This window comes from Streptomyces phaeochromogenes, from assembly GCF_001418655.1.
In the GTDB taxonomy this organism is placed as follows: Bacteria; Actinomycetota; Actinomycetes; order Streptomycetales; family Streptomycetaceae; genus Streptomyces; species Streptomyces phaeochromogenes.
This window is the reverse complement of sequence record NZ_LIQZ01000167.1, coordinates 1-13,621: the sequence shown is the minus strand read 5'-3', so window position 1 is coordinate 13,621 and position 13,621 is coordinate 1. Positions and strand designations below refer to the sequence as shown.

Genomic DNA, 13,621 nt, shown 5'->3' with positions numbered 1-13,621 from the left:
AGCGGAAAAACTCCGCGGATCCGGTGGCCTCAGCCGCCGAACTCCTGCAGACCCTTCAGTGCCTGCTCAAGGAGGGCCTGGCGGCCGTCGAGCTCCTTCTGGAGCTTGTCGGCCCGGGCGTTGTTGCCAGAGGACCGCGCCGTCTCGATCTGGCCCTGCAGCTTGTCCACGGCCGCCTGGAGCTGACCGGTCAGACCCTCGGCACGCGCGCGTGCCTCCGGGTTCGTCCGGCGCCACTCGGTCTCCTCGGACTCCTGGAGGGCCCGCTCCACCGTGTGCATCCGGCCCTCGACCTTCGGGCGGGCGTCACGCGGCACATGGCCGATGGCCTCCCACCGCTCGTTGATCGAGCGGAAGGCGGCCCGCGCCGCCTTCAGGTCCTGCACCGGGAGGAGCTTCTCGGCCTCCTCGGCCAGCTCCTCCTTGAGCTTCAGGTTCTCCGTCTGCTCCGCGTCCCGCTCGGCGAAGACCGAGCTGCGCGCCGCGAAGAACACGTCCTGGGCACCGCGGAAGCGGTTCCACAGATCGTCCTCGTGCTCGCGCTGGGCACGGCCCGCGGCCTTCCAGTCCGCCATCAGCTCGCGGTAGCGGGCGGCCGTGGGACCCCAGTCCGTCGAGGCCGACAGCGACTCGGCCTCCGCGACCAGCTTCTCCTTGGTCTTGCGGGCCTCCTCGCGCTGCGCGTCCAGCGACGCGAAGTGCGCCTTGCGGCGCTTGGAGAACGCCGAGCGCGCGTGCGAGAAGCGGTGCCACAGCTCGTCGTCGGACTTCCGGTCGAGCCGCGGCAGACCCTTCCAGGTGTCCACGAGCGCCCGCAGCCGCTCACCGGCGGCCCGCCACTGGTCGGACTGGGCCAGCTCCTCCGCCTCGGTGACCAGCGCCTCCTTGGAGTGCCGGGCCTCGTCGGACTGCTTCGCCCGCTGCGCCTTGCGCTCCTCGCGGCGTGCCTCGACCGTCTCGACGAGTTTGTCCAGCCGCACCTTCAGCGCGTCCAGATCTCCGACCGCGTGGTGGGCGTCCACCTGCTCGCGAATGTGGTCGATGGCGATCTGGGCGTCCTTCGCGGACAGGTCGGTGGTCTTCACTCGTCGTTCGAGGAGGCCGATCTCCACGACCAGGCCCTCGTACTTGCGCTCGAAGTAGGCCAGTGCCTCGTCGGGAGAACCGGCCTGCCAGGAACCGACGACCTGCTCGCCGTCGGCCGTACGCACGTACACGGTCCCCGTCTCGTCGACGCGGCCCCACGGGTCGCTGCTCACAGCGCCTCCTCCACATGATGCCTGCGTGGGGCTGCATTACCCCCGGGCATCGTCCACAGTTTCGTCACGGCCAACATAGGCGACCGGCGGGGCGGCTGTCCGCATCCCGCGCGACCGAAATTTCGCTGCTGGAGGTCAGGATTTCGTCACGGTCGCCTTGTCGATCACGACGGTCGCATTGGGTGCGCCGTCGCCCTGGCCAGTGCTCTCGCCGGCCTTGGCGATTTTCTCCATGACCTTCATGCCCGATTCGGAAATAGTCCCGAACGGTGTGTAGTTGGCCGGCAACGGACTGTCCTGGTACACGAGGAAGAACTGGCTGCCGCCGGAGTTGCGGCCTTCCTTCGTCTGGGCGTTGTACTGGTTGGCCATCGCCACCGTGCCCGCCGGGTACGTGTCGCCCTTGAGGCGCTTGTCCTTGAGGTTCTCGTCCGGAATCGTGTAGCCGGGGCCGCCCATACCGGTGCCCTGCGGGTCGCCGCACTGCAGCACGAAGATGCCGTTCGTGGTCAGGCGGTGGCACTTGGTGTGGTCCAGATAACCCTTGCCCACCAGGAAGTTGAACGAGTTCACGGTGCGGGGGGCCTTCGAGGCCGGCATGTCGATGTCTATCGTGCCGCAGGTCGTCTGCAGCTTCATCGCGTAGTCCGCCGACTTGTCGATGGTGATCGCCGGCTCCTTCTTGTAGCTCAGCGACTTCACCTTGCCCGCGGCGGCCTTCTCGCAGGGGTCCGGTGCCTTGCTGGGCGCGGAGGGGCTCGGGCTGGCCTCGGCCGCCGCGTCCGACTTGTTGTCGTCGCTCTTGAAGACCCCGGTCGCGTACGACACCACGCTGCCCACGACGACAACGCCGAGGACCGACGCGATCACCGCGTTGCGAGCGTGGGCCTTGCGCCGAGCGGACGTGCGCCGCTGCTGTTGCCGCAAGAACTTCTCCCGGGCGAGCTGACGCCGCCGCTGTTCCTGGGTGACCACCGGGTTATCTCCTCATGCGTCTCGTACGTCAGGTGGGACGCGTGCGTCTGTTGAGCCGACCGCCTGCGTGTGACCCGTACCGTATATGGGTTCGCTGTGGTTCCGGCAGCGCCGGTAGGCTCTGATCCACACCACAGGCCATTCCCCGTACGACATACCGAAGGACGAACGTGCTCATTGCCGGGTTCCCCGCCGGGGCCTGGGGCACCAACTGTTATCTGGTCGCCCCCGCCGCAGGCGAGGAGTGCGTGATCATCGACCCGGGCCACCAGGCCGCCCAGGGAGTCGAGGAAGCGCTCGCCAAGCATCGGCTCAAGCCCGTCGCGGTCGTCCTCACGCACGGCCACATCGACCACGTCGCCTCGGTCGTCCCGGTGTGCGGCGCGCACGACGTACCGGCGTGGATCCACCCCGAGGACCGGTACATGATGAGCGACCCGGAGCGGGCGCTCGGCCGCTCCATCGGGATGCCGCTGATGGGCGAGCTGACCATCGGGGAGCCGGACGACGTGAAGGAGTTGACGGACGGCGCCGCGCTGAAGCTGGCCGGACTCGACTTCTCCGTCGCGCACGCGCCCGGCCATACGAAGGGGTCGGTGACGTTCCGGATGCCCGAGAACACGGAGATCCCTTCCGTGTTCTTCTCCGGGGATCTGCTCTTCGCCGGCTCCATCGGACGCACCGACCTGCCCGGTGGCTCCCACACCGAGATCCTCGACTCGCTGGCCCGTGTGTGCCTGCCGCTCGACGACTCGACCGTGGTGCTGTCCGGCCACGGCCCCCAGACGACCATCGGCCAGGAGCGCGCCACCAACCCGTACTTGCGGCAGGTGGCGGCGCCCGGCCCGGGAGCGGACCCGACCTCCGCTCCTCGACGAGGAATGTGACGAGAGACTTCCCGTGAGCACCTTCAAGGCCCCCAAGGGCACGTACGACCTGATTCCGCCGGACAGCGCGACGTTCCTCGCGGTGCGCGAGGCGATCGCCTCGCCGCTGCGGAACTCCGGTTACGGCTACATCGAGACGCCCGGATTCGAGAACGTCGAACTGTTCGCGCGCGGGGTCGGTGAGTCCACCGACATCGTGACCAAGGAGATGTACGCCTTCGAGACCAAGGGCGGCGACCAGCTGGCGCTGCGCCCCGAGGGCACCGCCTCCGTGCTGCGCGCCGCCCTCGAAGCCAACCTGCACAAGGTGGGCAACCTCCCCGTCAAGCTCTGGTACTCGGGCTCGTACTACCGCTACGAGCGCCCCCAGAAGGGCCGTTACCGCCACTTCTCGCAGGTCGGCGCCGAGGCGATCGGGGCCGAGGACCCGGCGCTGGACGCCGAGTTGATCATCCTGGCCGACCAGGCGTACCGCTCGCTCGGGCTGCGGAACTTCCGGATCCTCCTCAACTCCCTCGGCGACCAGGAGTGCCGTCCCGTCTACCGGGCCGCGCTCCAGGACTTCCTGCGGGGGCTGAACCTGGACGAGGAGACGCTCCGCCGCGCTGAGATCAACCCGTTGCGGGTCCTGGACGACAAGCGTGACGACGTCCAGAAGCAGCTGGTCGGGGCTCCCTTGCTGCGGGACTATCTCTGCGACGCGTGCAAGGCGTACCACGAGGAGGTGCGCGAGCTGATCACGGCCGCCGGCGTCTCCTTCGAGGACGACGCGAAGCTGGTCCGTGGGCTGGACTACTACACCCGCACCACGTTCGAGTTCGTGCACGACGGTCTGGGTTCGCAGTCCGCGGTCGGTGGCGGCGGTCGCTATGACGGCCTGTCGGAGATGATCGGTGGTCCCGCGCTGCCGTCCGTCGGCTGGGCGCTCGGCGTCGACCGTACGGTCCTCGCGCTGGAGGCCGAGGGCGTGTCCCTCGAACTCCCCGCGTCCACCAGTGTGTTCGCGGTGCCGCTCGGGGACGAGGCCCGGCGGGTGCTCTTCCGGGTGGTCACCGAGTTGCGGCGGAACGGGGTCGCGGCCGACTTCTCCTACGGGGGCAAGGGGCTCAAGGGCGCCATGAAGAACGCCAACCGCAGTGGCGCCCGCTACACCGTCGTCGCCGGCGAGCGCGACCTCGCCGAAGGCGTCGTCCAGCTCAAGGACATGGAGTCCGGGGAGCAGGTGCCTGTCGGCGTGAACGAGATCGTGGCGGAACTGGAGTCGCGGCTTAGCTGAGCGGGTGGGCTGGGCTGGTTTTCCTCGCCCCCGCCGCCCCTACCCGGCCCGTCCCCTGGGGGCTGCCGCCCCCAGACCCCCGCTTCGGCCTGAACGGCCTCGTCCTCAAACGCCGGACGGGATGAGATGTGCCTGGAGGAGCGGGGGTTCGGGGGCGGAGCCCTCGGGACACCGTCAACCCGGCGAGTGTCGATTCGTCCTCGCAGATGATGTCGACGCGCGAGGGTCACGGGTGCGCGTCCTTGGAGCGGCTACGCCTGTGCTGGCATGCCGTCGAGCGTCCCGCCGAAGCGAACGTTCCGGGACCGTCGCGCGTACTTCCTTATGTCCATCGAACGGTGGACACGCGCGCGTGTGCGGCACAATGACCGTGCCCGGAAGGCCCCCTCAAGCTACGGAAACGGCGTGATGAGCAAGACGACAGTCAGGGAAGGCATCAGCACCGACTCCCACGACCAGGAAGGTGCCGAGGCCCCACGGTCCGTGGGCGGCGGTCGTTTCCTCGCCGTTCTGCTGGTGATCACGGGCGCGGCCGGACTGCTGGCCTCCTGGGTCATCACCATCGACAAGTTCAAGCTGCTGGAGGACCCGAACTTCACCCCGGGCTGCAGCCTGAACCCGGTCGTCTCCTGCGGCAACATCATGAAGAGCGACCAGGCCTCCGCCTTCGGGTTCCCCAACCCGATGATGGGCCTCGTCGCCTACGGCATCGTGATCTGCGTCGGCATGAGCCTGCTCGGCCGCGCCACCTTCCCGCGCTGGTACTGGCTGACCTTCAACGCGGGCACGCTGTTCGGCGTCGGCTTCTGCACGTGGCTGCAGTACCAGTCGCTGTACAACATCAACTCGCTGTGCCTGTGGTGCTCCCTCGCCTGGGCCGCGACGATCATCATGTTCTGGTCCGTGACCTCCCACAACGTCCGCAACGGCTTCCTGCCCGCGCCGGGCTGGGTCAAGGGCTTCCTCGGCGAGTTCGCATGGGTGCTGCCGGTCATGCACATCGGGATCATCGGCATGCTGGTCCTGACGCGCTGGTGGGACTTCTGGACCAGCTGACGGACCGGCCCACGCCTCGAAGCGGACCGGCGGAACCGCTGGGTTCCACCGGGCCGACGGCGTTGTCAGTGGCGTGACATAGGGTTTTGGACGTGGAGCCCGACCTGTTCACCGCCGCAGCCGAAGAACGCCAGGAGAAGGACCCGTCCAGCAGTCCCCTGGCCGTACGGATGCGCCCGCGCACCCTCGACGAGGTGGTGGGCCAGCAGCATCTGCTGAAGCCGGGCTCACCCCTGCGCAGACTGGTCGGCGACGGAGGCGGTCCGGCGGGTCAGTCCTCGGTCATCCTCTGGGGGCCGCCCGGCACCGGCAAGACGACCCTGGCGTACGTGGTCTCCAAGGCCACCGACAAGCGCTTCGTGGAGCTCTCCGCGATCACCGCCGGCGTCAAGGAGGTCCGCGCGGTCATCGAGGGCGCCCGCCGGGCCACCGGAGGCTTCGGCAAGGAGACCCTCCTCTTCCTGGACGAGATCCACCGCTTCAGCAAGGCCCAGCAGGACTCCCTGCTCCCGGCCGTCGAGAACCGCTGGGTGACGCTGATCGCCGCGACCACCGAGAACCCGTACTTCTCGGTGATCTCCCCGCTGCTGTCCCGCTCGCTGCTGCTGACCCTCGAACCGCTCACGGACGACGACCTGCGCGGACTGCTCCGCCGGGCCCTCACCGCCGAGCGCGGCCTCAAGGACGCCGTCACCCTCCCCGAGGACACCGAGGAACACCTGCTGCGGATCGCCGGCGGTGACGCCCGCCGCGCGCTGACCGCGCTGGAGGCCGCGGCCGGGTCCGCGCTCGACAAGGGCGAGCCGGAGATCACCCTCCAGACCCTGGAGGAGACGGTCGACCGGGCCGCCGTGAAGTACGACCGCGACGGCGACCAGCACTACGACGTGGCGAGCGCCCTGATCAAGTCCATCCGCGGCTCGGACGTGGACGCCGCGCTGCACTACCTCGCCCGGATGATCGAGGCCGGTGAGGACCCCCGGTTCATCGCCCGCCGCCTGATGATCTCCGCCAGCGAGGACATCGGCCTGGCCGATCCGACCGCGCTGCCGACAGCGGTCGCCGCCGCCCAGGCCGTCGCCATGATCGGCTTCCCCGAGGCCGCGCTCACCCTCAGCCACGCCACCATCGCCCTCGCTCTCGCGCCCAAGTCGAACGCGGCGACGACGGCGATCGGCGCTGCCATGGAAGACGTACGCAAGGGCCACGCGGGCCCCGTACCGATGCACCTGCGCGACGGGCACTACAAGGGCGCGGCCAAGCTCGGTCACGCGCAGGGGTACGTGTACCCGCACGACCTGCCCGAGGGAATCGCCGCCCAGCAGTACGCGCCGGAGGAGCTCAAGGACCGCGAGTACTACACCCCCACCCGCCACGGAGCCGAGGCGCGCTACGCGGACGCGGTGGAGTGGACCAGGAAGCACCTCGGTCGGGGGCGGTCCTGACCGGCCCTGACCACCCTGTAGACTCCTCGAAGCGCTGCGTCCTGTGTCCGGCCTCCTTTAACGAGGAAGTCGGCATCACCAGAACGGGACATCCAGCCGGAGCCCTCACCGCAAGGCGGGGATTCCAGGAGCGTCGCGCACCGTCGAAGGTGTCGCGGGCAGCCCACCACCCTCCCGGATTTCCGGGTACCGGTCGGTGGGCCACTCGCGTGCTGCACGTATGTGCCCAGCACAGGGAGCGGCTGCCCCGCAGGTCCGACCGACCGGACCCGCAGGGTTTCCCTGGCTGCGGATTGCGACCTCCCCTAACCCTGGTGAAGCCGTATTCGCATCAGAAATATGAGGTGTTTGGTTCATGCCGAACCAGTCCCGCCCCAAGGTCAAGAAGTCGCGTGCCCTCGGCATCGCGCTGACCCCGAAGGCTGTCAAGTACTTCGAGGCCCGCCCCTACCCGCCGGGCGAGCACGGCCGTGGCCGTAAGCAGAACTCGGACTACAAGGTCCGTCTGCTCGAGAAGCAGCGTCTGCGTGCGCAGTACGACGTGTCCGAGCGTCAGCTCGTCCGCGCCTACGAGCGTGCCGCCAAGACGCAGGGCAAGACCGGTGAGGCCCTGGTCATCGAGCTGGAGCGTCGTCTCGACGCCCTGGTTCTGCGTTCGGGCATCGCCCGCACGATCTACCAGGCCCGCCAGATGGTCGTTCACGGCCACATCGAGGTCAACGGTGGCAAGGTCGACAAGCCGTCGTTCCGCGTCAAGCCCGACGACGTCGTGATGGTCCGCGAGCGCAGCCGCAGCAAGACGCTGTTCGAGGTCGCCCGTGCCGGTGGCTTCGCCCCCGACGGTGAGACCCCGCGCTACCTCCAGGTGAACCTCGGCGCCCTGGCGTTCCGCCTGGACCGCGAGCCGAACCGCAAGGAGATCCCGGTGATCTGCGACGAGCAGCTCGTCGTCGAGTACTACGCCCGCTGATCACCCTCAGCCGGATGTAGCACCACCTGTGCGTCAGCCCGTCGTCTCTCCGCCCTTCCGGGTGGGCGAGGCGGCGGGTTTTCGCATGTCCGGGGGCTCCGGCAGCCCGCGCGGCGGCGGCAGCGCACCGAGCAGCCGCGGCCGGGTGTGCCCGAGCGCCCGCCCGACCGCCGCCTGCCGGCCGAGCCGCGCACCCGCCCGTACACACTCCTCGTACCGCTCGTCACCCAGCCGCTCCCGGGCCGTCGTCTCGCACTGCTCGTGCGGGGCGTTGTAGTAGGCGGAGCCGAACAGCGGCAGGCCCACCGACGGCCACATCCGGGACGCGGAGCCCTGGAGCACCGCGGCCTCGGAGGCGTCGCCCTCCGCCGCCGTGATCAGCGCGAGCAGTTCCATCGCCAGGACCGTGCCGAGCAGGTCGTTGAAGACGTGGTTGATGTCCAGGCACTCGACCAGCAGCCGCCGGGCCCCCGGCAGATCGCCCTCGGTCCAGGCCGCGTACGCGAGGACGTACAGCGCGTACGCGAGGGTCCAGCGCTCGCCGTGGTCCACACAGACCCGGCGCACGTCCTCGCACAGCCGGACCGCGCCCGGCAGATCGCCCTGGAAGGCCAGCGTCATCGCCAGCTCGACCTGGCCCATCAGGACGTTGCTGTTGAGCTCGCCGATCTCCTGATAGCGGTCGAGTGCCGAACGCAGCAGCGTCTCCGCGCGGGCCATGTCGTCGGTGACCAGGGCCAGACAGCCGGTGCGGTGCTCGGCGTAGGCCAGCGCGAGGGGGTTGCCGCTGTCCTCCGCCTTCTCCCGGCATTCGGCGAGCGCGGCGAGCGCCGACACCGTGTCGCCCTGGAGGATCGCCACATAGCCGAGCACCCACAGCGCCTTCAGCCGCGACCGCTCGTGCTCGGTGTCGAGGAGAACGGTCCGCTCCAGCCAGTGCCGCCCTTCCGAGAGCCGGCCGCAGCCGACCCAGTAGAACCAGAGCGTGCCAGCGAGGTACTGGCCGAGATGGCCGCCGCCCGGCTCGGCCAGGCACTGCTCCATGGCACAGCGCAGATTCGGCAGCTCCGTCTCCACGCGCGCGGCCACCTCGCGCTGCCGGGGCGAGAACCAGTCCAGCTCGCACCAGGTGGCGAGCCCCATGTACCAGTCGCGGTGGCGCCGCCGCAGCCGGGCCGTGTCGTCCGTCGCCGCCAGCCAGTCGGCGCCGTACGCCCGGACCGTGTCCAGCATGCGGTAGCGCACACCCGCCGGGCCCTCCTCGCGGGTCACCACCGACTGCGCGAGCAACTCGCCCAGCACGTCGAGGATGTTGTCGGGGTGCAGGCCGTCGCCCCCGCACACGTACTCCACGGCCTCCAGGTCGAACTGCCCGGCGAACACCGAGAGCCTCGACCACAGCAGCCGCTCCTCCGGCGTGCACAGCTCATGGCTCCAGCCGATCGCCGTCCGCAGTGTCTGATGGCGGGGGAGCGCGTCGCGCCCGCCGCCCGTCAGCAGCCGGAAACGGTCGTCGAGCCGCATGAGCAGCTGCGCGGGGGAGAGGGTCCGCAGCCGTCCCGCCGCCAGCTCGACCGCGAGCGGGAGGCCGTCCAGCCGCCGGCACAGTTCGCGTACGTCCGCACGGTTGCCGTCATGGAGAGTGAACCCCGGAGTGCTCGCCGCCGCACGGTCCGCGAACAGCTCGGCGGCCTCCCGCTCGGTCAGCGGCGCCAGCGGGAACAGCCGCTCGCCCTCCACCGCCAGCGGCCTGCGCCCCACGGCGAGCACCCGCAGCCCCGGCGCCCGCCGCAGCAACTCGCCGACCAGCGAGGCACACGCGTCCACCAGATGCTCGAACCCGTCCAGTACGAGCAGGAGTTGACGCTTCGACAGATGGTCGAGCAGCACCTGACGCGGCGGCCGGGACGTGTGATCGGTCAGACCGAGGGCCTCGACGACCGCGTACTCGACGAGCTCCGCCTCCCGCACCGCGGCCAGCTCCACGCGCCACACCCCGTCGCGCGGCCGGGTTCTGGCCGCCGCGCGCGCCGCGATCCGTGACTTGCCGACCCCGCCGAGCCCCGTCACGGTGACCAGGCGTGCCGCACCGAGAGCCGCACCCAGCTGCGTGAGTTCGGCCGCGCGGCCCACGAAAGCGTTGAGCTCCAGGGGCAGATTCCCGGCCCGGTGACCGCCGGCCCCCGCACCGGAACGCTGAGAACGTCGCATGGGGAACGGAGCGTACTCATCCGTAAGCACTCCGTACAATCGCTTCGTGCAACTCCGGGTCCGGCGGGCGGTAATCCGGTACGGAGCGCCAGCCCCGGCGCGATAGGCTCGGGGGACGACTTTTCGATGTTTTCGATGTTGAGGAACGATCCAGGGAGCGGGTGCGCAGTGTCCGGTGGAGAGGTGGCCGGGATCCTGGTGGCCGTCTTCTGGGCGATCCTGGTCTCCTTCCTCGCGGTGGCACTCGCGAGGCTGGCCCAGACGCTCAGGGCGACCACCAAGCTCGTCGCGGACGTGACCGACCAGGCCGTCCCGCTCCTGGCAGACGCCTCCTCGGCCGTGCGCTCCGCACAGACCCAGATCGACCGGGTGGACGCCATCGCGTCGGACGTCCAGGAGGTCACGTCGAATGCCTCGGCGCTCTCCACGACCGTCGCCTCCACCTTCGGCGGCCCCCTCGTGAAGGTCGCGGCGTTCGGCTACGGCGTACGCCGGGCCATGGGCGGCCGTCGCGAGGACGCGCCCGCCAAGCCCGCGCGACGTACCGTGATCGTGGGCCGCACCGTCCCGTCGGCGCGACGGGGAAAGCGGAAGAAGGACTGACGCAGCGATGTTCCGCCGTACGTTCTGGTTCACCGCGGGCGCAGCAGCCGGCGTGTGGGCCACCACCAAGGTCAACCGCAAGCTCCGGCAGCTGACGCCCGAGAGCCTCGCGGCCCAGGCAGCCAACAAGGCACTCGAAGCGGGCCACCGCATCAAGGACTTCGCACTCGACGTCCGCGACGGAATGGTCCAGCGCGAGGCCGAACTCGGCGAGGTGCTCGGGCTGAACGCCGATCCCGAACTGCCCTCCCCGCGGCGCGTGGCCGCCATCGAGAACAGCAACGACCCGAAGTACAGCAAGAACCCGACGTATGTCGAGAGGTCGACGTACTCGTACAACCGGAATGAGGACCACTGATGGAGTCGGCCGAGATTCGTCGCCGCTGGTTGAGCTTCTTCGAGGAGCGCGGTCACACCGTCGTCCCTTCGGCGTCGCTCATCGCGGACGACCCGACTCTGCTCCTGGTCCCGGCCGGCATGGTGCCCTTCAAGCCCTACTTCCTGGGTGAGGTCAAGCCGCCGTACGACCGCGCCACCAGCGTCCAGAAGTGCGTCCGTACGCCGGACATCGAAGAGGTCGGCAAGACCACCCGGCACGGCACGTTCTTCCAGATGTGCGGCAACTTCTCCTTCGGCGACTACTTCAAGGAAGGCGCCATCAAGTACGCCTGGGAGCTGCTCACCAGCCCCCAGGACAAGGGCGGTTACGGCCTGGAGCCGGAGAAGCTCTGGATCACCGTGTACCTGGAGGACGACGAGGCCGAGCGCATCTGGCACGACGTCGTCGGCGTGCCCAAGGAGCGCATCCAGCGCCTCGGCAAGAAGGACAACTACTGGTCCATGGGCGTCCCGGGCCCCTGCGGCCCGTGTTCCGAGATCAACTACGACCGCGGCCCCGAGTTCGGCGTCGAGGGCGGCCCCGCCGTCAACGACGAGCGGTACGTGGAGATCTGGAACCTCGTCTTCATGCAGTACGAGCGCGGCGAGGGCACCTCGAAGGAGGACTTCGAGATCCTCGGCGACCTGCCGAGCCAGAACATCGACACGGGCCTCGGCCTCGAACGCCTCGCCATGATTCTGCAGGACGTGCAGAACCTGTACGAGATCGACACCTCCATGGCCGTCATCAAGAAGGCCACCGAGCTGACCGGCGTCGAGTACGGCAGCGGCAAGGACTCCGACGTCTCCCTGCGCGTGGTCACCGACCACATGCGCACGTCCGTGATGCTCATCGGCGACGGTGTCACCCCGGGCAACGAAGGCCGCGGCTATGTGCTGCGCCGCATCATGCGCCGCGCCATCCGCAACATGCGTCTGCTGGGCGCCACGGGCCCGGTGGTAAAGGACCTCGTCGACACCGTCATCGAGATGATGGGCCAGCAGTACCCGGAGCTCGTCTCCGACCGCGAGCGCATCGAGAAGGTCGCCGTCGCCGAGGAGAACGCCTTCGTCAAGACGCTGAAGGCCGGCACGAACATCCTCGACACCGCCGTCACGGAGACCAAGGCCGCCGGCGGCCAGGTCCTCGCCGGCGACAAGGCCTTCCTGCTCCACGACACCTGGGGCTTCCCGATCGACCTCACCCTGGAGATGGCCGCCGAACAGGGCCTCTCCGTGGACGAGGACGGCTTCCGGCGCCTGATGAAGGAGCAGCGGGAGCGCGCCAAGGCCGACGCCAAGTCCAAGAAGACCGGCCACGCCGACATGGGCGCCTACCGCGAGATCGCGGACGCCGCCGGCGAGACCGACTTCATCGGCTACTCGGACACCGAGGGCGAGTCCACGGTCGTCGGCATCCTCGTCGACGGCGTCTCCTCGCCGGCCGCCACCGAGGGCGACGAGGTCGAGATCGTCCTCGACCGCACCCCCTTCTACGCCGAGGGCGGCGGCCAGATCGGCGACACCGGCCGCATCAAGGTCGACACCGGTGCCGTCGTCGAGATCCGTGACTGCCAGAAGCCGGTCCCGGGGGTGTACGTCCACAAGGGCGTCGTCCAGGTCGGTGAGGTGACCGTCGGAGCCAAGGCCCAGGCCGTCATCGACGTACGCCGCCGCACGGCCATCGCCCGCGCCCACTCGGCCACCCACCTCACGCACCAGGCCCTGCGCGACGCCCTCGGCCCGACGGCCGCCCAGGCCGGTTCCGAGAACCAGCCCGGCCGTTTCCGCTTCGACTTCGGCTCCCCGGCCGCCGTACCCACGGCTGTGATGACGGACGTCGAGCAGAAGATCAACGAGGTGCTCGCCCGCGACCTGGACGTGCACGCCGAGATCCTGAGCATCGACGAGGCCAAGAAGCAGGGCGCCATCGCCGAGTTCGGCGAGAAGTACGGCGAGCGCGTCCGGGTCGTCACCATCGGCGACTTCTCCAAGGAGCTGTGCGGCGGCACGCACGTGCACAACACCGCCCAGCTGGGCCTGGTGAAGCTGCTCGGCGAGTCGTCGATCGGTTCCGGCGTGCGCCGTATCGAGGCCCTGGTGGGCGTCGACGCCTACAACTTCCTCGCCCGTGAGCACACGGTCGTCGCCCAGCTCCAGGAGCTGATCAAGGGACGTCCGGAGGAGCTCCCGGAGAAGGTCTCCGCCATGCTCGGCAAGCTGAAGGACGCCGAGAAGGAGATCGAGAAGTTCCGCGCCGAGAAGGTGCTGCAGGCCGCCGCCGGTCTCGCCGGCTCCGCCAAGGACGTACGCGGTATCGCCCTGGTCACCGGTCAGGTGCCGGACGGCACGACCGCCGACGACCTGCGCAAGCTGGTCCTCGACGTCCGTGGCCGTATCCAGGGCGGACGGGCCGCCGTGGTGGCCCTGTTCACGACGGTCAACGGCAAGCCGCTGACGGTCATCGCCACCAACGAAGCCGCCCGCGAGCGCGGCCTCAAGGCCGGTGACCTGGTGCGTACGGCCGCCAAGACCCTCGGTGGCGGCCGTACGCACCAGGT

At 69.5% G+C, this 13,621-nt stretch carries 11 protein-coding genes; 8 read left to right on the top strand and 3 right to left on the bottom strand.

What is annotated here, in order from left to right; genetic code table 11:
* Nucleotides 1-29: 29 nt before the first annotated feature.
* Together AOK17_RS23020 and AOK17_RS23015 are read right to left on the bottom strand one after the other, a co-directional pair.
* The gene (locus AOK17_RS23020) at nucleotides 30-1,259 is read right to left on the bottom strand and encodes a DUF349 domain-containing protein (RefSeq protein ID WP_055614434.1); all 1,230 of its coding nucleotides are present in this window, start codon (nucleotides 1,257-1,259) and stop codon (nucleotides 30-32) included.
* Nucleotides 1,260-1,394: 135 nt separating this feature from the next.
* Entirely contained in the window at nucleotides 1,395-2,234 is an 840-nt protein-coding gene (locus AOK17_RS23015) for a peptidylprolyl isomerase (protein WP_055614433.1), read from the bottom strand.
* A 170-nt stretch (nucleotides 2,235-2,404) separates the two neighbouring features.
* Between AOK17_RS23015 and AOK17_RS23010 the strand changes: the two genes are divergently transcribed.
* The 5 genes from AOK17_RS23010 (at nucleotide 2,405) to rpsD (ending at nucleotide 7,868) form a co-directional block, all read left to right on the top strand.
* On the top strand, nucleotides 2,405-3,121 hold the full coding sequence (locus AOK17_RS23010) for an MBL fold metallo-hydrolase (RefSeq protein WP_055614432.1): 717 nt from the start codon (nucleotides 2,405-2,407) through the stop codon (nucleotides 3,119-3,121).
* A gap of 13 nt (nucleotides 3,122-3,134) precedes the next feature.
* Nucleotides 3,135-4,397 carry a histidine--tRNA ligase gene (hisS, locus tag AOK17_RS23005; protein ID WP_055614431.1) on the top strand — a complete coding sequence of 421 codons (1,263 nt, stop codon included), beginning with the start codon at nucleotides 3,135-3,137 and terminating at the stop codon, nucleotides 4,395-4,397.
* Between the two features lie 408 nt (nucleotides 4,398-4,805).
* A complete protein-coding gene (locus tag AOK17_RS23000) occupies nucleotides 4,806-5,453 on the top strand; it encodes a vitamin K epoxide reductase family protein (protein WP_206190809.1) in 648 nt (215 codons plus the stop codon).
* Between the two features lie 92 nt (nucleotides 5,454-5,545).
* On the top strand, nucleotides 5,546-6,898 hold the full coding sequence (locus tag AOK17_RS22995) for a replication-associated recombination protein A (RefSeq protein ID WP_055614455.1): 1,353 nt from the start codon (nucleotides 5,546-5,548) through the stop codon (nucleotides 6,896-6,898).
* A 355-nt stretch (nucleotides 6,899-7,253) separates the two neighbouring features.
* Nucleotides 7,254-7,868 (top strand): 30S ribosomal protein S4, encoded by a 615-nt coding sequence (gene rpsD / locus AOK17_RS22990; RefSeq protein ID WP_055614429.1) that lies wholly within the window; start codon nucleotides 7,254-7,256, stop codon nucleotides 7,866-7,868.
* Nucleotides 7,869-7,901: 33 nt separating this feature from the next.
* Here the strand turns inward: rpsD and AOK17_RS22985 are convergent, their stop codons facing one another.
* On the bottom strand, nucleotides 7,902-10,079 hold the full coding sequence (locus tag AOK17_RS22985) for an ATP-binding protein (RefSeq protein ID WP_055614428.1): 2,178 nt from the start codon (nucleotides 10,077-10,079) through the stop codon (nucleotides 7,902-7,904).
* A gap of 135 nt (nucleotides 10,080-10,214) precedes the next feature.
* Between AOK17_RS22985 and AOK17_RS22980 the strand changes: the two genes are divergently transcribed.
* The 3 genes from AOK17_RS22980 to alaS all read left to right on the top strand — a co-directional run.
* Nucleotides 10,215-10,682 (top strand): DUF948 domain-containing protein, encoded by a 468-nt coding sequence (locus AOK17_RS22980; RefSeq protein WP_079053224.1) that lies wholly within the window; start codon nucleotides 10,215-10,217, stop codon nucleotides 10,680-10,682.
* 7 nt (nucleotides 10,683-10,689) lie between these two features.
* On the top strand, nucleotides 10,690-11,040 hold the full coding sequence (locus tag AOK17_RS22975; RefSeq protein WP_055614426.1) for a DUF6167 family protein: 351 nt from the start codon (nucleotides 10,690-10,692) through the stop codon (nucleotides 11,038-11,040).
* On the top strand, nucleotides 11,040-13,621 hold a 2,582-nt coding region (gene alaS / locus AOK17_RS22970), incomplete at its 3' end, for an alanine--tRNA ligase (RefSeq protein WP_055614425.1). The genes AOK17_RS22975 and alaS, both read left to right, overlap by 1 nt.

Coding starts and splice junctions, on each gene's coding strand:
- AOK17_RS22980 (WP_079053224.1), top strand. CDS start 10,215: ATGTTGAGGAACGATCCAGGGAGCGGGTGCGCAGTGTCCGGTGGAGAG.
- AOK17_RS22985 (WP_055614428.1), bottom strand. CDS start 10,079: ATGCGACGTTCTCAGCGTTCCGGTGCGGGGGCCGGCGGTCACCGGGCC.
- rpsD (WP_055614429.1), top strand. CDS start 7,254: ATGCCGAACCAGTCCCGCCCCAAGGTCAAGAAGTCGCGTGCCCTCGGC.
- AOK17_RS23000 (WP_206190809.1), top strand. CDS start 4,806: ATGAGCAAGACGACAGTCAGGGAAGGCATCAGCACCGACTCCCACGAC.
- AOK17_RS22975 (WP_055614426.1), top strand. CDS start 10,690: ATGTTCCGCCGTACGTTCTGGTTCACCGCGGGCGCAGCAGCCGGCGTG.